Source organism: Mesorhizobium sp. IMUNJ 23232 (assembly GCF_044326205.1).
Classification (GTDB): Bacteria; Pseudomonadota; Alphaproteobacteria; order Rhizobiales; family Rhizobiaceae; genus Kumtagia.
The window spans coordinates 51174-72944 of the sequence record NZ_JBIRCY010000015.1 but is presented as its reverse complement, the minus strand read 5'-3'; the positions used below and the strand labels follow the sequence as shown (position 1 = coordinate 72944).

13 protein-coding genes and 1 tRNA gene are annotated in these 21771 nt (G+C 64.5%); 7 read left to right on the top strand and 7 right to left on the bottom strand.

Features of this window, described 5'->3' with window-relative positions; translation table 11 throughout:
- Positions 1–97: 97 nt before the first annotated feature.
- The gene (locus ACH196_RS13475) at positions 98–724 is read left to right on the top strand and encodes a class I SAM-dependent methyltransferase (RefSeq protein WP_396647416.1); all 627 of its coding nucleotides are present in this window, start codon (positions 98–100) and stop codon (positions 722–724) included.
- A gap of 76 nt (positions 725–800) precedes the next feature.
- On the opposite strand, the gene ACH196_RS13470 is transcribed toward ACH196_RS13475, so the two are convergent.
- A complete protein-coding gene (locus ACH196_RS13470; RefSeq protein WP_396647415.1) occupies positions 801–965 on the bottom strand; it encodes a hypothetical protein in 165 nt (54 codons plus the stop codon).
- Positions 966–1647: 682 nt separating this feature from the next.
- On the opposite strand from ACH196_RS13470, the gene ACH196_RS13465 reads away from it, so the two are divergent.
- Entirely contained in the window at positions 1648–2583 is a 936-nt protein-coding gene (locus ACH196_RS13465; protein ID WP_396647414.1) for a hypothetical protein, read from the top strand.
- A gap of 284 nt (positions 2584–2867) precedes the next feature.
- Complete coding sequence (gene xseA, locus ACH196_RS13460; protein ID WP_396647413.1) at positions 2868–4463, top strand: exodeoxyribonuclease VII large subunit; 1596 nt, start codon at positions 2868–2870, stop codon at positions 4461–4463.
- Between the two features lie 118 nt (positions 4464–4581).
- Here the strand turns inward: xseA and ACH196_RS13455 are convergent, their stop codons facing one another.
- The 4 genes from ACH196_RS13455 to ACH196_RS13440 all read right to left on the bottom strand — a co-directional run bounded on the left by ACH196_RS13455 (position 4582) and on the right by ACH196_RS13440 (position 6704).
- Positions 4582–4803: a hypothetical protein gene (locus tag ACH196_RS13455; protein ID WP_396647412.1), complete on the bottom strand. Its 222-nt coding sequence runs from the start codon at positions 4801–4803 to the stop codon at positions 4582–4584.
- Positions 4804–4957: 154 nt separating this feature from the next.
- A complete protein-coding gene (locus ACH196_RS13450) occupies positions 4958–5890 on the bottom strand; it encodes a DUF930 domain-containing protein (protein WP_396647411.1) in 933 nt (310 codons plus the stop codon).
- A 40-nt stretch (positions 5891–5930) separates the two neighbouring features.
- Positions 5931–6007: transfer RNA gene (locus tag ACH196_RS13445), tRNA-His, on the bottom strand.
- Between the two features lie 232 nt (positions 6008–6239).
- Positions 6240–6704, bottom strand: a complete 465-nt coding sequence (locus ACH196_RS13440; protein WP_396647410.1) for a phasin — start codon at positions 6702–6704, stop codon at positions 6240–6242.
- A 276-nt stretch (positions 6705–6980) separates the two neighbouring features.
- Between ACH196_RS13440 and ACH196_RS13435 the strand changes: the two genes are divergently transcribed.
- The 3 genes from ACH196_RS13435 (at position 6981) to ACH196_RS13425 (ending at position 14816) form a co-directional block, all read left to right on the top strand.
- Complete coding sequence (locus ACH196_RS13435) at positions 6981–11726, top strand: ATP-binding protein (protein WP_396647409.1); 4746 nt, start codon at positions 6981–6983, stop codon at positions 11724–11726.
- 261 nt (positions 11727–11987) lie between these two features.
- Positions 11988–13037 carry a Fe(3+) ABC transporter substrate-binding protein gene (locus tag ACH196_RS13430; protein WP_396647408.1) on the top strand — a complete coding sequence of 350 codons (1050 nt, stop codon included), beginning with the start codon at positions 11988–11990 and terminating at the stop codon, positions 13035–13037.
- 78 nt (positions 13038–13115) lie between these two features.
- Positions 13116–14816 (top strand): ABC transporter permease, encoded by a 1701-nt coding sequence (locus ACH196_RS13425; RefSeq protein WP_396647407.1) that lies wholly within the window; start codon positions 13116–13118, stop codon positions 14814–14816.
- Between the two features lie 283 nt (positions 14817–15099).
- On the opposite strand, the gene ACH196_RS13420 is transcribed toward ACH196_RS13425, so the two are convergent.
- Positions 15100–17058 carry an acetoacetate--CoA ligase gene (locus ACH196_RS13420; protein ID WP_396647406.1) on the bottom strand — a complete coding sequence of 653 codons (1959 nt, stop codon included), beginning with the start codon at positions 17056–17058 and terminating at the stop codon, positions 15100–15102.
- Positions 17059–17333: 275 nt separating this feature from the next.
- Here ACH196_RS13420 and ACH196_RS13415 point away from each other — a divergent pair, with 275 nt between their 5' ends.
- Complete coding sequence (locus ACH196_RS13415; RefSeq protein WP_396647405.1) at positions 17334–19163, top strand: AsmA-like C-terminal region-containing protein; 1830 nt, start codon at positions 17334–17336, stop codon at positions 19161–19163.
- A gap of 87 nt (positions 19164–19250) precedes the next feature.
- On the opposite strand, the gene ACH196_RS13410 is transcribed toward ACH196_RS13415, so the two are convergent.
- On the bottom strand, positions 19251–21611 hold the full coding sequence (locus ACH196_RS13410; protein WP_396647404.1) for a beta strand repeat-containing protein: 2361 nt from the start codon (positions 21609–21611) through the stop codon (positions 19251–19253).
- Positions 21612–21771 lie beyond the last annotated feature (160 nt).

Here is a 21771-nt window from a genome sequence, read left to right as displayed (position 1 = left end):
CCCGCGATGTCATCAACCGCGGAAGGTGTGAAGGGCGCAACGGACTGATGGGCCTCTCGCTCATCGGGGCTTCTTGTCTTGAGGGAGGAGCACTGGGATGAGCACCGACCGGGACACGGTGCGGTCCTATGATACGGTCGCGGCGGAGTACGCTGCCGAGGCCGCGGCGATGCCCGAATGGGTCGCGACAGAGATCGATGCGTTCGTAGCCGGGCTGGGTGGCTCGGGCAGGGTGCTGGAGATCGGAAGCGGTGGCGGGCGCGACGCGCTTGAGCTTGAGAAGCGCGGGATCAGCGTCCGGCGCACTGACATTTCGAAGGGTTTCGTCGAACTGCTTCGCGACAGGGGCTTCGAGGCCGACCTGCTGGACCCGCTGAGCGAGGACCTGGCCGACCCGCAGCGTCCCGGCATGCCGTATGACGGGATCTGGGCCTGTGCCTGCCTGATTCATGTCGCGCGCGAGGATTTCGGCACGGTGCTTGGACGGCTTGCCGAGGCGACCCGGACCGGTGGCCGACTGCACGCCTCGGTTAGAGAGGGCGATGGCGAGGATGTGTCCACACACGGCAGCGCTGCAGCGCCTCGGCGCTATGTCGAGACGTACTGGCGCGAGCCGGCCCTGCGGTCCGCAGTCATAGACGCCGGCTGGATCGTCAGCGAGGTACGTCAGTGTATCGGAAAGCCCGATGACCGGTGGTTGAGCGTTCGGGCGAGCCGGAGATGACGCACCCAGAGTTCCGGGCCGGATGGAGGCGGCGTGTCACGTCCGCATGTGGCACCAGGCGGGGATGGGTCGCACTTCAGGTTTCGGTCGAGAGCCGAAATTCAAACTGAGACACTGTCCGCAACCGACAGTGCAGGAACAGGAATTGAGAAAACTGTTCCCGGATTTCCATGGCCCTCCCGATCGCCGCCTTGTCCGCCTTGCCCGCCTCCTTGGTTATGCTTATTGCGTAAAAATCCATGCGCCTCGCCGCCAACTAACTGATTCCGCTTGTCTTTACAGACATGACCTGATTTCCGGCCGGTCTCGGCACCCAGGCCGGGAATGCACTGAGGCATGCTGCCCGCCTCTCGAAAACCAAGCCTTTTCAAGATGTTGTTCAGGCGGTGACGAATGCCTCGCGATTTCCGTCGTATCTGGATTATTTTCACTTGGCTGCATCTGCCGCAAAGTCCTCGTTCTCCTTGTGGCGATCATGTTCACACATCCCGCGTGGGATTTTCCGCCAAGTGTGACAGCCTGGAATTTTCTGCGCCGGCTCTGGTTTCGCCGCCGTCGAGGCATGATGGGGTGGACGGCGCCTGAAGGCATCGCGTGTGCCGGAATGAGTTATCGACAACTCAGACAAGGGAGCCGTCCACCCCGTCATGCCTCGACGGCGGCGAAACCAAAGTCGGCGCAGAAGCGGCTGCGCATCTATAATCGGCCAGCCGCAGCCAAATCCAGGATGGGTGACCATGACGGTCCCTTCGGGAGAGGAATTGGAGGTAGGAGCGGCGGATGTTGCGAGGATTATGCGCGAATCCCCGCACGACATGCGGCTTTGGCCATCATGTCCTCTGATTATTTTCCTAGGACTATTTACACAAACTCCGACCCATGCCATACTCCCGCCGGCCTGTGGTTGAAAGGAGATGGCGTCGGTGGAGTTGATGGGAGGGGTTTCGCCAGTCGAGAAAAACCGGCAGATGCTGAAACACATCCTGCTGATGCTGGTCGGCATGGCCGAGATGGGGTTCGGCAGGCTGCTGTCGCTGGTGCTTGGGGAAGCCGCCATCGCCCCGAGACTTGGACGAGCGGGGAAGACGGGGCGGAAAAAACCGTCGCCGGCGCTCTGCCTGCCCCGCCATCTCTACCGCGCCATCGTGCGGCTGCTGCGCCCGGCCGAATCCGCCGCCTCGTCATCGCGGCGGCGCGCGGCATCGTGGTGGTGCTGCCGCTGGTTCTTCCGCGAAAACCGAAGCATAGGATTTCGGACACGGTGGCCGCCATGCGCCGCCTCGGCCTTGCCGTCAATCTGTCGCGAGGACTTTGCCCGCTACCAGGCCGAACTGAAAGCCGCCGAACGCCGCGCCCTGCGCCCGCGAAAATTAAACCTGCCGCTGCTCGATGCGCTGAAAAACCCGTTCCGCATCCGCCGCCGCTACATACCCAACCACGCCATGCCGCGCATCACATGGCTCGATTCCGACGCACCACGCCAATCCTTGCCGCCGCCGCCGTCAAAGGACGATCCGATCAATGCGGCAAAACTGGCGCTCAGGCTGGACGCGCTCGGCCGGGCGCTCGACAATCTTCCCGGACTGGCAAAACGCTTCGCCCGCTGGCGGGCGCGGCACGAGGCGTGGCTGGCGCGGCGCAAGGCCGGCGAGACCGCGAAAGGCGAAAAGCCCGGCGCGCCGTTGCGGCCGATGCGGTTTTCGGCGCTCAGGGTGGGCAAACCGCCGGGCTGCCGGCTGGGGCGCTACGATCCCGACGCCCGGCGCAAGAAAAGCACCCGCGACATCGACGAGATTTTGATCCACTGCCACTCGCTGGCGCTGTATGCGCTGGAGAAGCCGCGCCCAGACACGTCGTGAGGGGGCGCGTCGGGACGTAACAAGCTGGGGATCAAGGGCCGGCGCGATTTTTCCGCGGGCTGGCGACGAAGACGGCTGCATGCAGGGGACAGTTTACTTTTATCCCCGGAAAAGCTCGGCGCGGGACAGGGTGACGCGCGGGGATAAAAGTAAACTGTCCCCGGCGTTTGCGCCGGCTTACCGCCAGCTTTCGCGAACCGATTTCAAGGCGATCCGGACGTTGCGCGAACCGAAAAAAGCCGCCAGTCCTTGACCCCGGCGCGCGAAAGCGGATCAATCCACCGATGGACGACCTTTTGAACGAATCGAAAACCAATGCCGCCGAATTCACCGTCAGCGAAATCTCGAACGCGCTGAGGCGCACCGTCGAGGATGCATTCGGCAATGTGCGGGTGCGCGGCGAGATTTCCGGCTATCGCGGCCCGCATTCATCGGGCCATGCCTATTTCAGCCTGAAGGACGACCGCGCCCGGCTGGAAGCCGTCATCTGGAAAGGCACGATGAGCCGGCTGAAATTCCGTCCCGAGGAAGGGATGGAGGTGATCGCCACCGGCAAGCTCACCACCTATCCCGGCTCGTCCAAATACCAGATTGTCATCGACAATCTGGAGCCGGCGGGCGCCGGCGCGCTGATGGCGCTGCTGGAGGAACGCAAGCGGCGGCTGGCGGCCGAGGGCCTGTTCGACCCGGCGCGAAAACAGCTTCTGCCGCACATGCCTCGCGTCATCGGCGTGGTGACGTCTCCCACCGGTGCGGTCATCCGCGACATCGTCCACCGCATAAAAGACCGGTTCCCGCTGCATGTCATCGTCTGGCCGGTGCGCGTGCAGGGCGACAGTTGCGCGGCCGAGGTCACCAATGCGGTGCAAGGTTTCAACGCCCTGCCTCCCGGCGGACCGATCCCGCGCCCCGACCTGATCATCGTGGCGCGCGGCGGCGGCAGCCTGGAGGATCTTTGGGGCTTCAATGACGAGGCTTTGGCGCGCGCGGTGGCGGCCTCAGACCTGCCGGTGATTTCCGCTGTCGGCCACGAGACCGACTGGACGCTGATCGACCTTGCCGCCGACGTGCGCGCGCCGACGCCGACGGGCGCCGCCGAAATCGCCGTGCCGGTGCGCGACGAACTCGCGGCAAGGCTCGCCAATCTGGGAGCGCGGCTCAGCGCGTCGGTCTCGCGCTCGACCGAGCGAAAGCGCACGGCGCTGAGGGCCGCGGCGCGCGCCCTGCCCTCGCCCGACCAGTTGCTCGCGCTGCCGCGCCGGCATTTCGACGAGGCGACCAGCCGGCTCGGCCGGGCGCTGACGGTCAGCACCGACCGCAAGCGGGCGCGGCTCGCCGCCATCCGCCTGACGCCGGCGACGCTGTCGCGGCGGATCGGCGAGACCAGAAAACATCTGGACCGCGATTTTTCGCGCGCCTTCGCCGCCTTCCGCGGCGCCATCCGCCAGCGGCGGATCGACTTTTCCCGGACCGCGGCGCGGGTGACGCCGGCGCCGATCGCGCGCCGCAACGGGCTCGCCCGGCAGGCTTTTTCGTCCCTCGCCGGCCGCCATGACAAGGCTATGGACCTGCGGCTCGAACGCGCGCGGGCCAGGTTCAACCAGGCCGACAGGCTGCTGTCGACGCTGAAACTTTCCGACCAGGCGATCCTCGACCGCGGCTATGCGCTTGTGCTCGACCGCGAAGGAGGCGTCATCCGCCGGGCGGCAGAGGTGTCAGCCGGCGCAGCGCTCACCTTGCGTTTTGCCGACGGCGAGGCGCAAGCGCTCGCAACGGGCGGCGCGGGCGCTCCTGCTTCGGATGCGCCGACGACAAGGCCGCCACGCGCAAAGGCGCCGGAGAAGAAGCCCGCGCCGGGCGGGCAAGGCTCGCTGTTTTAGCCGGCGGCTCGCCTCTTGCTGGACCGGATTGTGATGGCGGCAGGACCCTTCATCGTCCCACAAGCACCTGCCTTGGGATTACGCTGTTCGAGGCGGCGCGTCGCCGCAAACGCGTTGGTCAGTTGCCAAGAGTGCGTGTCGAAGCCCGGATTTCCACGACCCCGTCCCGCTCGTCCGCGTGGGCATTCTGGGCAACATAGGTGACGGTATCGACGGTCAGGGTCATCGGTTCTTCCCGCCCCGGAACGAGAAGCTTGTCGCCCTCATGCGGGACGGCCGCAAACGTGAACGGCTGGCCTTCCGGGCTTTGGTCGATATAGACGATGCTGTGCACACCCATGACGGTCTCCTCGGTTCGAATTGTCTGGCTTACGCAAGCGCAACGGCCTGACAGTTCTTTCCGTTCCCGTCCTGATGTCGACGATTTTGCGCCATCGGAGCCAAAGTCTGGTAGGGGCAGGGGTGTGTTCAACCCGCCGCTTCAAGGCCTGTCCTTATTGCAAGGGCGGCTTCCGGCGGCTCCATTCGCTGCGTGGAATCAAGTCTCCGATACCGAAGGCGAAAGACACGACCTTCGTCGCATCGGCGTCCACCTCGCAGCGAAAGCTCAGATCGTACCACTGCCCGCCGGCACGGAAGGCCGCCCTGCGGGCCTCGAGGACCGTGCCGTCCTTCAGTTCATAGATCGGATACCTCTCTGCAAGATAGGGTGGCGAGGCATGGAGCAACTGCTGTCGGATTTCGCTCGCGCACAGCTCGCCGACCCGCATGCCGCGCGGCATGTCACCCATCGCGGTTGTCGCGATCGGATCGCCGGTTGTACTCGCGGAGAATAATTTCTTGGCTTTCCTAAGCTTTGGGGTTTTTTGCGCCTCGGCCGGCTTTGCCGCCTCGGGCGCCTTGGTCCCGGGCGTTCCCGGAGGCGGAACCTGAATTGCCGCGCCGGCCGCCGTCACGGTCGGCGGCTCCGCAAGCTCCTTCTCGTCCGCCTCGCTGGGGGCCGCAGGGGGCGTTGAACCTTCCTCGGCGCTGTCGCCGTCTGAGGCTTGGCGGGGGCCGGCGTCCTTCTCGCCGAACTGGACGACGGGCCTCAAGGCAGGCGCGGGCGGGGCAGTCTCCTTGGCCGGGGCCGGCGGCGGCTCGGCCTTGGCCTGCTGAGGTTTCTCGGGCTTGGGCGGTTTGGGCGGTTCGGGAGCCGGCGGAGGTTCAGCCTTGGGCTTCTCCGGCGGTTCGGGCGGCGGCACCAGATCCACCTTTATCGCCTCCTCCTCCTGCGGTTGCGGAAGCGACGGCAGGTCGAACAGAAACGGCGCGGCTATCAGCAAATGCAGGCCGAGGGAAGCAGCCAAAGCCCCCACGAACACCCGCCGCTGCTCTGGCATCTGGTCCAACATCGCAACCGATGTGGAGTGAAACAGTGCCGGCATCAAGCGCCCATGCTGCCAAATGCCGAAAACTATTGAAAGATGGTACGGTTGGGTGGGCTCGAACCACCGACCTCCGGATCCACAATCCGGCGCTCTAACCAACTGAGCTACAACCGCACATGCTGCCCGAAGGCGTCCTGCAACACTCCCGCTCCATGAAGGCGCGAGGCGTCGCTTGCGAGGTGTGCATAAGAGCAAATGCGCGGCATTTCAAGCCGCAAAAGAAAAGGCCGGCGGGAGGAGGTGCCGGCCTTTTCCTATGTCGCGCCAGAGGGAGGAGGTTCTGGCGGCATATCCCGCAGGGCAGAGGGAGGAGGAACCGCCCCGCGGGTAACTTCGGTCAGCCGAATCAGGCGACCTTGAGGTCCTTGAAGGTCTTCTCGAAGACGTCCTTCAGCGGCTTGGAGACATCCTCGGCGGCCTTGGTGCTGGCGGCCTGGAGGTCCTTGGCCTGAGCCACGGCGGTCTCGACGCCCTTGCGGACGAAAGCGGTCTGCAGCTCGATCAACTCGGAGATCGACTTGACGCCGACCAGCGATTCGAGATGCGAGAAGCCGAGCTCGGCATTGGTGCGCAGCGCGGCAATGGTCTTCAGCGACAGCTCGCTGCCGGCGGCCTTGGCGGTCTCGACGGTGGTCTCGACGGCCTTCTGGGTGCTCTCGGCGCCCGTCTTCAGCTTGGCGTAGGCTTCCTTCGACTGCTCGACGCCCTTCTCGGCGAAGGCGCGGAACTGATCGGTAGCCTTGGAGGCATCAAAGGTCGGGAATTCGACGTTCTGGATAAATTCGGCAGGCTTGGTCGCGGTCTTGGACATTTTTCCATCCTTTTCGGGGGACGGCTGAAGGTGCCGTCTCGTTCATGTGTGATCAGCATATAGCGCGGCTTATGCTGCATTGCAACATAAATATTGCGACGCAATATAACTGCCTGTTAACGAAGCGGAAATTCCGGTTGAGAACATCTCCGCGATTAACCAAACGCCCAGAAATTCGGGCTTCCAATCGCGGCGCAGTGGACGCGGAAGCGCCCAACTTTTATTAACAATGCATTAACCGTGGGGATTCCGCGTCGCGGAGGGCAAAGGTCCAACATGCCATCGGCCGCCTATTCGTTTATCGACGTCGCCGTCCTCGACGGCGTGCGCGAGCGATTCGCCGCGGGCGACGCGATTGTCATCCTGTCGACCGACCTTGCCGAGGTCGTGTGGGCCAACGGGCCGGGCGCAGCGCTGTTCGGTCATGCCGACATCGAGCGGATCGTCGGCGCCGAAAGCGGGCTGGGCTTCGCCGCCCGGCGGCAGATCATGGCGACGAAGGGTTTTCCAAATATCGGCCGCGACCGGGCCATCACGGTGCGGCTGGCGCAAGGGCTGGACAGCCGGGCCATGGGGTTTTCTGCGAGCGCGGTTGTCCTGCCCGACGGCGAGAAAGCGATCATGCTGGCCGTACCCGCCGGCCTCGCGGGAGCGCCGGAAACCGAAATCGCGGCGCGCGCCATCGGCGGCTTCACCGAGCCCGGCCATCTGGTGGCGTTCCTCGACGGCCGGGGCGCGGTCGAGGCGGCGTCGCCAAATTTTTTTGCACGCGAGATTCCCACACAGGTGTTGGCGGGACTGGTCGCGGACGTGGCCGGCGAAGCAGACCGCCTCGTCAAGAAGATCATCTCCACGGGTTCGTCTCGGTTTCCGGCCGGGATTGCGCGGCTGCGCGACAATCCGGCGCGGCATCTGCTCGTCATGATCGACGAGGAGCAAGCAGCCGACACCAGTAACGCTCCGACATTGGCGGATGAAGGTCAGGCCGCAATTGCCGAGGCCGCGCCCGTCGTCGAGCAAGCTGTCGCCGTCGATATGGCCGAGGCAGCGCCAAAGGGCGTACGGGTCGACCTTGGCCAGCCGAACGCCTCGGAACCGGATGCGGCCAGCGCGACCGTGTCCGCCGAGCCGGCCACCAATGCAGACAGTTACAACGTAGCCGTGCCCGTGGAACCGGTTTCGGCGAACGCCGATGCGGTGGAAGAACGCCCCGTCGTCGAGAGCGCCGTAGCAGACGACCTCGCCAACGACCATCCCGTTCCCTCCATCGACGATGTCTGGGGGCCGCAGGACGTGGCCCAGCCGGTGGAGCCTGCGGCCGCTGCCGGGATCATGACGCCGCCGGCGAACGAAGTTGTTGCAGCGGATTGGGCGTCGGAACCAACCTTCGAGATACCTGCCGCCGAGACACCCACCGCGAAGCTCGAAGGGCATGCCGTTGCAGAGCAGCCTGACGACAGCGCCACCGCGGACGCAGAAGCAGAGTCCGCGCCGGCAGCCGTCGGCAAGGAATCAGGATTTGCCGCCCTCTCCAAACCGCCGATTGCCCGGCCAGTGGCCGTCGACCGCAGCGCCGCACCGGTCCGCTTCGTCTGGAAGACGGATGCCGTGGGCCGCTTCAGCGCGGTGTCGCCGGAATTCCTCGCCGGGGTTGGCGCGAGGGCGGACGACATCATCGGCAAACCTTTCGCTGAGGTCTCGAACGTGCTCAGGCTCGACCCGCAGGGCGAGATCGCCGGCCTGCTGGAGCGCCGCGACACATGGTCCGGACGCTCGGTACTCTGGCCGATCGCCGGCACGGACCTCAAGGTTCCGGTCGATCTTGCCGCGCTGCCGATCTATTCGCGCGACCGCAGTTTTGAAGGTTTTCGCGGTTTTGGCGTGGCGCGCCTGGCCGACAGCGTGGTCGACCTCGACGCCGTCGGATTGACGCTCGGCTCGGCCGCTTCACCGGCCGATCCCGCCCCGGAAGCAGAACCGACCGCCGATTCCGCCGAGCGACCAGTGGAGCCCAAGGCAAGCGAGTCCCGGAGCGCCGATCCGTTCCAGGGCGAAGTGCCTGCGTTGAGCATCGCGCCAAAGCTGGATCGGCGCTCGAGCGACAAGATCATCCGTCTGGCGGAACACCGGCCGCCGGTCGCCGAAAAGGGATTGTCCAATGTCGAGCGCAGCGCGTTTCGCGAGATCGGCGAAAGGCTGAGGAAAACGGGCGGCATCGAAGACCTGCCGGAAGCCGGCAACGCCAATGGCGCGCGTCAGTCGGGCACGGAAGCCGCTGTCGCGGCGATGGGAACCGCCGCGAATGACAGCGTGGCGACCACGGCAGAGCAGATGCCGGGCGAGGTCGAAAACAGTCTTGCCGTCGAGCCCGTGAACGGTGGCGAAGCTCACGCTTCATCGGCTGCAACCATATCGATGGAGCCGGCAGCAGACGTCGGGGCCGCGGCCGATCCGACAGCAGCGGAGGCCAGCGCTGCTACCCAACCGCAGTCATATCAAACGGCGGCTGTCGAAACGATCGCCGACGCGGCGCGTGAGCCGACCGGCGACCTCGTGACGCCGGACGCGGGTGCCGCCGGTACGGGCGCCACTTCGGAGCATCCGGCCCGCGCCGGACAGGCGCCGGAACTAACCACGCAGGCGGCCCGAGAGCCCGAAGCGGCGGCAGCCGATACGATTGTCGTGGACGCTGGCGAACCGCCCGCGTCGCTGGCAGATGCGTCCAGATTTCAGCCTGTAGCCGAGCCGGCGTGGCAGGAGCTCCCCGCGCACGAAGGACATACGCACGCCGATACGATTTCCATTGATGGCAGCCGGGCTGAACAGTCCGACCTACCCGAAACGGGAACCGGGACCGTTGCCGACCAGGAACCGTCACCGGCGACCGGACCGACATGGCAGGAAGCGCATGCCGAGGCCGAAACGGTTTCCATCGACAGCGATCGGACAGAACAGCCCGAATCGCCGATCGAATCCGGAGCCAGCCGCGAGCCACAACCGGCACTGGCATCCGAGGTACTGGATGATGCGGACGCCGATACGGTTTCGATCCACGACACCGAGACTGGATCGCTGAATCTGTCAGCTTCGGGGGCCGGGATCATTCCAGGCCATGAACCGTCGCACGGAGCCGAACCGGCATGGCAGGAAGCGAATGCGCGTGAGGCCGACGCGGATACGGTTTCCATCGACAGCAATCGTACGGAACAACCCGAACGCCCTCAATCGCCGGTCGAACCCGGAGCCGGCCGCGAGCCGCAGCCGCAATTGGCCTCGCACGTATCGGATGAGACTGAAGCGGACGCCGATACGATTTCCATCGACGACGCCAAGGCCGAATCGCCGGACCTGCCCGCATCAACGGCCGAAATCGTCGCCGGCCACGAAACACCAGAGCCGACATCCGACGTTTCAGATGCGGTCGAGGCGCCTGCAATCGTCTCGCCGGTCGCCGCGGCACGGGCGGCTATCGCCGAACTCAAGACCGGCGGCTTCATGCCGTCGGCCTTTTCCTCATCACCGGACAGCGGCAAGCGATTCCAGGACACGGCGATCCTCTCGCGCCTGCCGGTGCCGCTTCTGATCCATTCCGGCGACGTGCTGCACTACGCCAATGACGAATTCCTGAACCTGACCGGCTATGGCTCGCTCGACGCGCTTCGTGAGGTGGGCGGGCTTGGCGCGCTGTTTTCCGATCCCTACCAGGATGACGCGAGAGACGGGACGGGACGGTCACTCCGGATGCGGACCGCCGACGATATGGAATTCCCCATCGAGGCGCTGCTGCGTTCGGTGCCGTGGAGCGGCGGCCACGCGCTGATGCTGGTGGTGCGCCGCACGGGCGAGGCGGTCGATGTTTCGGACGACGAAGCGCCCCTGCCCCAGCAGCCCGATGTCGAGGCGCTGAAGGCTCGCGTCTCGGAGATGCGAGCGATCATCGACACGGCGACCGACGGCGTGATCCTGATCACCCATGACGGCATGATCCGCTCGATCAGCCGCCCGGCGGAAGCCCTGTTCGGCTTCGACACGGACGATGTCAGCGGAAAGCCCTTCGTCTCGCTGTTCGCCATGGAAAGCCAGCGGGCGGCGCGCGACTATCTCAACGGCCTCTCGGATCATGGCGTCGCCAGCGTGCTCAATGACGGGCGCGAAGTGATCGGCCGCGAAGCGCAAGGCCGCTTCATCCCGCTGTTCATGACCATCGGCAAGCTGCCCAACGACAGCGGTTATTGCGCGGTGGTGCGCGACATCACCCAGTGGAAGCGCGCCGAAGAGGAATTGACCCAGGCGCGCTCGGTGGCGGAGCGCGCCTCCTCGCAGAAGTCGGATTTTCTGGCGCGCATCAGCCACGAGATCCGCACGCCGCTCAACGCCATCATCGGTTTTTCCGAACTGATGATCGACGAGCGTTTCGGCGCGATCGGAAACGACCGCTATCGCGATTATCTGCTCGACATCAACCGGTCGGGAAACCATGTGCTCGAACTGGTCAACGACCTGCTCGACATCTCGAAGATCGAGGCGGGCGAGCAGGAGATGGCCTATGAGGCCGTGTCGCTCAACGAGACGCTCGGCCAGACGGTGGCGATGATGCAGCCGCAGGCTAATCGCGAGCGGGTGATCATCCGCTCCAGCTTCGCCTCGCGGCTGCCTGATATCGTGGCCGACGCCCGCAGCGTCAGGCAGATCGCGCTCAACCTGCTCTCCAACGCCGTGCGCTACACGCAGGCCGGCGGCCAGGTCATCGTCTCGACCTCCTACGAACCTTCGGGCGACGTTGTGATGCGGGTGCGCGACACCGGCATAGGCATGACCCAGGCGGAGATCGAGCAGGCGCTGAAACCGTTCAAGCAGATCAACACGCTGAAGCGCTCGCGCGGCGACGGCACCGGTCTCGGCCTGCCGCTGACCAAGGCGATGGTGGAAGCCAACCGCGCCCGGTTCACCATCAACTCGACGCCCGGCGAAGGCACGCTGGTGGAGGTGACGTTCCCATCGACGCGGGTACTGGCGAACTGATCCGCCGCTACGGCCTAAAATTTTCGTGATGATCTGGCGGACAATCTGTCGCGGCAAAGGTTGGAAAGCCGGATATTTTTGCTCAACTTATTGAAAAGCTGTGAGATTCCGTCCAGTTTAGAATTCTTCTAAACTATTGAAATTGTTAGCGTTTGTATTGACGGCGAGGCGCATTTTCGCCGATAGGTCGTATCGTTCCGAAAGGAAAACAAGACAATCCGGACCTGGGGGCCAAAACCCCTCGCTGACCAGGAGAGAACGATGACCAAGGGAAATGCCCGGTCGACAGTCGCCGGCTACGCCGCGCTTGCCTTCGCAACATTGTTTGCCGGCTCGGCATTGGCCGACGGCACCGTCAATATCTACTCCTATCGCCAGCCCGACATCATCAAGCCGGTGCTCGACGCCTTCACGGCCGAGACCGGCATCAAGACCGAGGTTTTGTTCCTCGACAAGGGCCTTGAGGACCGCATTCTTGCCGAGGGCCAGAATTCGCCGGCCGACGTCATCCTCACCGTCGACATCGCCCGCCTCACCAACGCCAAGGACAAGGGCGTGACGCAGGCTCTGGACGACGCCACCGTCAACGCCAACCTGCCCGCCGAATATCGCGACCCGGAAGGCCACTGGTTCGGCGTGACCAAGCGAGCCCGCGTGGTCTACGCCTCCAAGGACCGCGTGAAGGACACGGCAATCACCTATGCCGACCTCGCCGACCCCAAGTGGAAGGGTAAGATCTGCATCCGCTCAGGCCAGCACGACTACAATCTCGCCCTGTTCTCGGCGGCGATCGCGCATTGGGGCTCGGAGAAGACCGAAGAATGGATGAAGGGCCTGAAGGCCAATCTGGCGCACAAGCCGGATGGCGGCGACCGCCCGCAGGCCAAGGCGATCTTCGCCGGCGAATGCGATATCGCGCTGGGCAACACCTATTATGTCGGCCTGATGCGCACCAACGAGAAGGACCCTGAGGAGAAGGACTGGGGCAACGCCATCAACGTCATCTTCCCGACCTTCGAGAACGGCGGCACGCATGTGAACATTTCGGGCGCGGCGCTCGCCAAGAACGCGCCGAACCGCGACAACGGCGTCAAGCTGATCCAGTTCCTGTCCAGCCACAAGGCGCAGCAGGTCTATGCCGAGCAGACTTTTGAGTACCCGGTCGAGCCCGGTCTGGAGCCGTCCGAGATCGTCAAATCGTTCGGAACGCTGCACGCCGACACGCTGCCGCTGGCCGACATCGCCAAGAACCGCAAGGCTGCCTCCGAAATGGTCGACCGTGTCGGCCTGGATGACGGCCCGAGCAGTTGATAGCCGACCCTGTCAGCCAAGGGCCGGGCCGCGCGAGCGGCCCGGCCTTTGATGTTTGATTATCCGACGAACTGAATCATGGGCGCAGCGGCGACAACCGGCGTGAATGGCGTGGCGGACCGGCTCCCGGTGCGGCGACAGCGCCATCCGCTGATGCTTGCGGCTGCGCTCGCGGTTTCGGCGGTCGTCTTGACGCCGATCGTCACGCTCACGGTCATCGCCCTTTCCGGCACCGGGGAGGACTGGCCGCATCTCGCAGCCAACGTACTGCCGACCGCTGCAATCACCACCGCGGCGCTGATAGCCATGGTTTCGGCCGGCACCGCGGTCATCGGCGTAACGGCGGCATGGCTGGTGGTCGGCTTCGATTTCCCCCTGCGAAAGCAGTTCTCGTGGGTGCTGGTGCTGCCGCTGGCCGTGCCGCCCTATCTCGCGGCCTACGCCTTCGGCGAATTCTTCCTGTTCACCGGGCCTGCCCAGTCGGCGTTGCGCACCGTCTTCGGTTTCCAGACACCCCAGGACTACTGGTTTCCGGACCTGCGCTCGACGCCGGGCGCGGCCTTCGTGCTGGCCTCGGTGCTCTACCCCTACGTCTACCTGACCAGCCGCGTGGTCTTCCTGATGCAGGGCCGCAATATCGGCGACGTGGCGCGCACGCTGGGAGCAAGGCCGTCCCGCGTCTTCTTCAAGGTGCTGCTTCCCGTGGCGCGGCCGGCCATTGCGGCAGGCGTCGTGCTGGTTTTGATGGAGACGATCAACGACATCGGCGTCGCCGAATATCTGGGGGTGCGGACGTTGACGTCAGCGATCTACACGACCTGGATCAACCGCAGCAGCCTGGAGGGCGCCGCGCAACTGGCGATGCTGATGCTGGTGCTGGTGCTGGCATTGCTCGCCTGCGAGCAGTTCGCGCGGCGCCTGCAACGCTTCCACAATATGCGGGCGACGCAGATCAGGGCTCGGCCACCACGGATAAGACTCACAGGCTTGCGGGCTGGTGCCGCCGTGCTGGCCGTCGCCGCGCCGGTCGTTGTCGGGTTCGGCGTGCCGCTGTGGGTGTTCGGCCGCTATGCGTCGCGGCGGCTGGATTACCTGATCAATGCCGATCTCGGAAAAGCCTTCGTCAACACCGTGCTGACCGCTGGCGTGACAGCACTGCTGACCGTCTCGCTGGCGCTTTTCCTGATCTATGCGGTGCGGGTGTCGCGGTCAGGTCCGATGCGGCTGGTGGTGCGTGTGGCCTCGGTCGGCTACGCGCTTCCAGGCACCATTCTCGGCCTCGGCCTGCTCTATGCGCTGGCGCAGTTCGACAACCGCATCGATGCGATCTCTCGGGAATATCTTGGCTTTTCGACGGGGCTGCTGTTGACCGGATCGGCCGCGGCCGTGATCCTTGCGTGTACGATCCGCTTTCTGGCGCTGGCGGAAGGCGCGGTGCGCTCCGGATTGGAAAAGCTGCCGACGAGTCTGGACGAGGCGGCGCGCAGCCTCGGCAAGGCGCCTCTGGCAAGTGCGGCGCTCATCCTCGCACCGCTGCTCAAACCGGCCATCCTGACAGCTTTGGTGCTGGTTTTCGTCGATACGGTCAAGGAGCTTTCGGCGACGATCCTGCTCAGGCCTTTCGGCTTCAACACGCTGGCGACACTGGTCTACGAGAACGCTTCGCGTGCTGTCGTCGAGGATGGAGCCATTGCCGCGCTGCTGATCATCGCCACCGCGACGGTTCCCGTCATCCTTCTGTCGAGGGCATTGGCTGGCGACCAGGAAGCATCCCTATAAGCACCAACGTCTTTCGATCCGATGGCGGCACGCCGGCAGGCGGGCACAAGAAAAAGGCGCCCTAACGGACGCCTGAGATTTGGGATGCTGCTACAACGGGGGCTTGAGCAAGTGCGCTTCCTCCGAGGGATGGAGGACAGGAATCTCTCCCTCAAGTTGCACTGACTATCGCCCGCGTTCGTTAACAGAACCTTGCCAGGCCTCCAAAAAATTTACGGAAACGTTCCACCTCTGAAAACGAGGTAAATTCGGACTTCAGAAATGGTTTACCATCACGCGCCGCTCAGTCGCGAAGTTGCGGCAGATCGCGAAACAATTCGAGCGCTTCCGGGTTGGCCAGCGCCTCCTTGTTTTTCACCGGGCGGCCGTGAACCACCTCGCGTACGGCGAGTTCGGTGATCTTGCCGGACTTGGTGCGCGGGATGTCGGCGACCGCGACAATCCTGGCCGGTACATGGCGCGGGCTGGCGCCCGTGCGGATTTTGGCACGGATGCGCTTTTCAAGTTCCTCGTCCAGCACGACGCCGGCTGCGGGCCGTACGAACAAGACCACTCGCACGTCGCCGTCGAAATCCTGGCCGACGCATAGCGCCTCGGCGATCTCCGGCAAATGCTCGACCTGGTTGTAGATCTCGGCGGTGCCGATGCGCACGCCGCCGGGATTGAGGGTGGCGTCCGAGCGGCCGTGGATGATCAGCCCGTCATGTTCCGTCCACTCGGCAAAATCGCCATGGCACCAGACGTTGTCGAAGCGCTCGAAATAGGCGGCGTGGTATTTCTTGCCGTCCGGATCGTTCCAGAAGGCGACCGGCATGGAGGGAAACGCCTTCGAGCAGACAAGTTCGCCCTTTTCGCGCCTGATATGCTTTCCGTCGTCGTCCCAGACGTCGACCGCCATGCCGAGGCCCGGCCCCTGGATTTCCCCGACCCAGACGGGTTCGGTCGGCACGCCGAGCACGAAGCAGGACACGATGTCGGTGCCTCCCGAGATCGAGGCCAGATGCACGTCCTTCTTGATGCCGTCATAGACGAACTGAAAATCCTCCGGCGACAGCGGCGAGCCTGTGGAGGAAACCGTCCGCACTGTTGAAAGGTCGTGGGTGTCGATGGGGCGCAGGCCGGCCTTGCGCACGGAATCGATGAATTTCGCGGAGGTGCCGAAATAGGTCATTGCCTCCTGGTCGGCGAAGTCGAAGAGTACGTTGCCGTCCGGATGGAAGGGCGAGCCGTCATAGAGCAGCAGCGTCGCGCCGGAGGCCAGGCCGGAGATCAGCCAGTTCCACATCATCCAGCCGCAGGTGGTGAAATAGAACACCCGGTCGCCGTCGCCGATGCCGGCATGAAGGCGGTGTTCCTTGACGTGCTGCAGCAGCGTTCCGCCGGCCGAATGAACGATGCATTTCGGAACGCCGGTCGTGCCGGAAGAATAGAGGATGTAGAGCGGGTGGGCGAAGGGCAACGGCACGAACGTCACCGGTTTGGCCTCGATGCCGGCGACCGCGGCGGCGACTGTGGACGCGCCCGGAATGCCGGCGGCAGCGGTTGCGGCATTGCCGAGATAGTCGGCGATCAGGACCTTCCTCAGGCCAGGCAGTTTTGCCGCCACCGCCGCCGTCTTGGCGGAAACATCGATCGCCTTGCCATTGTACCAGTAGCCGTCCGGCGCGATGAAGATTTTTGGTTCGATCTGGCCGAAACGGTCGAGAACGCCCTGCTCGCCGAAATCGGGAGAACAGGAAGACCAGACCGCGCCGATCGAGGTAGCGGCGAGCATGCAGGCGACGGTGTCGGGCATGTTCGGCATCATCGCCGCGATGCGGTCGCCGGGTTTTATGCCGAGCGAGAGGAAAAGCTGCTGCAGCTTCGAGACGAGAGCGTGCAATTCATCCCAGGACAGGCGCTGCTCCGCCTTGTCCTCGCCGCGGAAGACCAGCGCGTCGTCGTCGCCGCGCTTGCGCAGGAGGTTTTCCGCAAAATTCAGCCTTGCGTCGGGGAAAAAGGCCGCGCCAGGCATGCGATGGCCGTCGACCAGCACGCGGCCGCCCTTGTCGCCGACAATGCCGCAATAGTCCCAGACCAGATTCCAGAACTCTTCGCGGTTCTCGACCGACCAGCGATGGAGATCGGCAAAACGGGGGAAAGCGCGCCCCGCGATCCGCTCGACCTGGCGGGTGAATGCCGTCAGCGGCGAACTGGCCACGCGGTCGGCGTCCGGCTTCCAGAGCGGTTGCGTGATGGCCATGCTCGTCCCTCCCAGCGGTCAAGCGCTTATGCATATTGCGCCGCACAAGCGCAAGAACCACGAGATATGTCCGTGGGGAGTCAAGGCTTTCAGGCGGCTGGCCGTTTGCCTTTGGAATTGTCCGGGAGTGATAGAGGACCTCGGCACGCAGCCGCCATCGCTGGGCCACAATGGCTTGAAATGCCGTCACGGTCGGATAAACCGGGCACGGATCGGGAGCCCGGACAGGACTTCCGCAACAGTGCGATCGGACAGGGCGCATGCCGGTGACGTCGATGAGGAGGAGTATGTGGGCGCTGGCCATACTGGCCGTGCTCATTGTCGTCCTCGTCATCACCGTCCCCTACATCGCCTCGACACGGATCGTCCGCGACCGCATCGCGCAGGAGATCGGCGCCTGGAGCGGATATGCGGTCAGGATCGAGGGTTCTCCGCGGATCGACATCTGGCCGAGATTGCGCGCGGTGCTGAGGGACGTCTCGTTCTCGGATGCCGGGCCGGGCGGCGAGCGTTCGATCGGGACGGTTGAGCGCATCGATATCGAGCTGTCGGCGCTGGCCGCCATGCGCGGCGATACGGTTTTCACCTCGGCGCGCCTGGTCAAGCCGGTGCTGCGGATCGGTGCCGAGGCCGACCGGGGAATATGGGCGACGCTGGCCGGCAAGGGGCGTATCCGTTCGGCCATCGAAGAAGCCCGCGCCGTGGTCGCCAGCCAGGCCGACCCGGCCTCGCTGAAGTCCCTCATGCCCGCCGGTCCGTTCGGCAGTATCAGGATCGAGGACGGCTCGATCCAGCTCGATGACGGCGGCGTCGACAGCACGCCGCTGGTGACGGCGATCGAGGGCAAAGTCGACTGGCCGACGCTCGACCGTGCCGGCAGCCTCGTCGCCCAAGGCGTCTGGAAGGGCGAGACGATCAAACTAGACGCGGAAAGCGCCGCACCGATGCTGCTGTTTGCAGGAGGCACCGCCCCGGCCGAAATAAGCCTCGATTCGGCGCTTGGCGGCGCATCCTTCAGCGGCACGGCCAACCTCTCCGGCACGCCCTTCGCAGACGGCCAGATCACAGCCTCCACATCATCCTTCGGTCGCCTTGCCGGATGGGTGGGCGCCGGCCTGCCGGGATGGGAAAAACTCCAGGCCGTCCGGGTGTCGGGAACCGTCTCCGGCGATGCGCGCCGCCTAAAGCTCGACGGCGCGCAGTTGCAGATGAACGGCAGCACGGCCGACGGTGCAGCCGAGCTGGTTTCCGCTGACGGCCGGACGACGGTTTCGGGATCGCTCGCCTTCGATACGCTGCAACTGGACGGGTTGTTCAGCGCCTTGCCGCCGCTGATCCCGGCCAAAGCGGCCGTAGGCGCCGCGCCCGGGAGCAATTGGCTCGATCCCCTGATGCTCGACCTCAGGCTTTCGGCTGCGCATGCCAGCGCCGGCGGGCTGGAAATGTCCGACATGGCCGCGACCGTCGATATCCAGGACCGGTTCGCCTCTTTCGAGATCCTCGATGCGACGGCATTGGACGGCGCATTGCGGGGCGGCATCCGCTTCGACCGCGACCAGGAGCAGACAGTCACGAGGGTCACACTTTCGGCAACGGGCATCGACGGCGCGGCCTTCGGTTCGGCGATTGGCATGAACCGGCTGGCTCCGACCGGGCGCGGGTCGGTGACATTCGATATCAAGGGGCGCGGGACGGACATCAGATCGGTCATGGAAAATGGCGACGGCCGTTTTTCGGCGCGCCTCGGCGCGGGAGCGCTGTCCGGGCTCGATCTCGCGGCGTTTCTTGAGCGCTGCAGGAAGGGCGGCTTCTTCGCACTCGACGAGACGGCGGGAGGCAGCCTTGTGGTCGACGGCATCGACATCCAGGGGACGATGACGAATGGCGTCACGACGCTCGACAGAGCGGAAGCCCGGTTTGGCTCACGCAGGCTCTGGCTGTCGGGCCTGGCGTCCTATGCCGACCGCAGCCTGGCGCTGACGGGCGGTGTCGGCCAACTCCAGCCGGTTACCGGGACGGCCGCAGGACCGCCCGACGAAGCCAAGTTCTTCGTGGGAGGCTCCTGGAGCGCACCGTTCATTTCGCCAGTGAAGGCGGGAGAATAAACGAAGAGATATCGCGCGGCCGCTGCCTCGGCCTGCCGGCCCCCACCTCCCCGCAAGACGGGGAAGCATGGCCCTTGCGGGCTTAACTCACGCGATCACGAAATCCGCGTTGTCGAGGGCAAGGCCGGCGGTCAGGGTCGCAAAATGAACGCCCGCCGAGCCGCCGACGCCGTCCGCATCGTAGAACAGATTGCCGGTATCGGTTTCGTAGATGATGCGGTCGTCGGCATCCTCGGCCAACCCGCTGGCGTTGGCACGGAAAGCGACGACCGCCAGGGTCCCCGTCGCCAAGGCGGCGAAGACGGCGTCGTCCAGTTCGACCGTGTCGGCAGGCACGTTGAAGTCGGAGACCGTATCGACATTGCCGGCGCCGAGAGCGGTCGAGAACACGACGGTGTCGCTGCCAAGGCCGGTCAGGATCGTATCGATGCCTCCCTTGCCGTCGATGCGGTTGTTGCCGTCGTTACCCATGACCTGCTGGGCGAGGTCGTTGCCGGTGAGATCGATCGCGTAGCTTGCGTGCAGGCTGGTCGTCGTCAGCGATTCGATCTGGACGCCCTTGCCGAGAACATAGCTGATACCCGCCGAAACACGGTCGAAATTGCCTTGACCCGTGGTTTCGACAATCACGTCGGCGGCGTTGTAGACGGCGTAGGTGTCGTTGGCGTCACCGCCGATCAGTGTGTCGGCGCTACTCTTGCCGAAAGCGTCGACGCCGCCATCATGCAGGACATTCTTGCCGTTGTTGCCTATGATCGTCTGGGCAAGTTCATTTCCCCGAAGGTCGATCGAGCGAACCGCAGCGGCATTGGTCGTGGTCAGAAGCTCGATTTCCTGGCCTGCACCAAGCGCGTAGCTGACCCCCGATCCGACCCGGTCGGTACCGCCGCCCGCCGCCTCAGTCACCACATCGCTTGCGCTGTCGACGATGAAGGTATCATCGCCACCGAGACCGGCCATCTGGTCGTTTCCACCACGGCCGTTCAAAATGTTTGCCGCAAAGTCGCCGGTGAGGCCGTCATCCTGGGCCGACCCATACAGATTCTCGAAATGCGTCAGCAGATCCAGACCGGTGGAACTGCCGCCAAGATCGGCGGTCACGCCGGTGCTGTAGGCGCCGTAGTCTAGAATATCGATACCACCCTCTCCGTCGGTCACCCCCGTGATGACCGAACCGTCCTTGATGAACAGCGTGTTGTTGCCGTTGCCGAACAGGATGGCGATGCCGTTGCCGCTTTCGATGCTGCCGGCGTTGATGATGGTGTCGGCGAAAGTGCTGATGATCTCGATGGCGGTCTTGTTTTCGCCTTCTATGATGCCGTCATTGACGATCGTCGTCACGTACTTCGAATTGCCGCGCGAACTGTCGTCGATCAGGATGCCGAGGCCGAGTCCTTTGATCGTACCCGATACGTCGTTGAGGATGCTGCCGCCACCCGCGGCAATTCCCTCGCTAGTGTTCTCCCGACCGTCCGAGCCGGTGCCACCGGCGCCGGTACCCTGGATCACGCCGTAGTTTTCGATGGTGGCCTTGCCGTCGACGTCGATGCCGTCGCCGTCGCCATCATCCTTCCCGTCCGGCGCGCCGCCGTCGGGCTGGCCCGGTGTAGAGCCATGGATATCCAGCCCGGCCGTGAAGCTGCCGGTGATCGTGCCGTAGTTGAAAACGGTCGCATCGCCGTCGGAGCCGACACCCGAACCGTTGCGGCCGGTGATCATGCCGCCGCCCAGTCCGGGACCGGTGCCGTTGGTGACGGTTATGGTGGAGCCTTCCCCGGCGTTGATGCCATGACGGTCGCCGCTGATCGACCCGCCGGCGTCGTCCATATTGGTGACCGTTCCGGTAGCGCCATCCTGGAAATCAATGCCGTCGACGCCGTCGCTGTTGGCGGCGCCGGTGCCGCCGTCGATCGTGCCCTGGTTGAAGATGGTGCCGTTCGCACCAACCTTGATGGCCGAGTCATTCACCGAAGCGATGACGCCCGGTTTGGAATCGGCGGCAACGGTGTTGTTGATCTCGACCGAAAATTTGCCGGCAGTGTTGCCGAAGTCGAGCGATTGCCCACCGGTCGAGGTGATCGAGCCGGTATTGTTGATGGTGATGACGCCATCGTCGACCGTGCCTTCCTCGACCTGGATGGCGTCCCCGATCGCTTTGATGACGGCGCCATCCTTGTTGTTGATGGTCGCGGTCACGTCGTTGCCGACCGCAGCGTTGAAGCGGATGGCCCTTCCATCCGCATTGGTGTTCTCGACAGCGCCTTCGTTGGTAACCGTGGCGCCATCAGTCGGGCCGTTGAAGCGTATCGTCTGCTTGTCACCGCCGACCTGGAGGATGCCGGCCGCGAGGATGCCGTTGATGTCCTTCGAGATAAGACCTGTCTCGTTGCCGACCAGCGTCTGCCGGGTGGTGACGGTTGTACCTGCAGCAACTGTGAAACTCGGCATGATATTTCCCCAATAAATCAACGGCTCGCCCGATTACCTCAGGCAAGCATGATTTCGTTCACACGGATGTCAGGTGAGCCCCCCGACGAAGGTTAACCATATCGTTCGGGAGCTGACAGAATTGTGACAGATGCGCCGGAGCCCCACTCAGCGCGGGCAG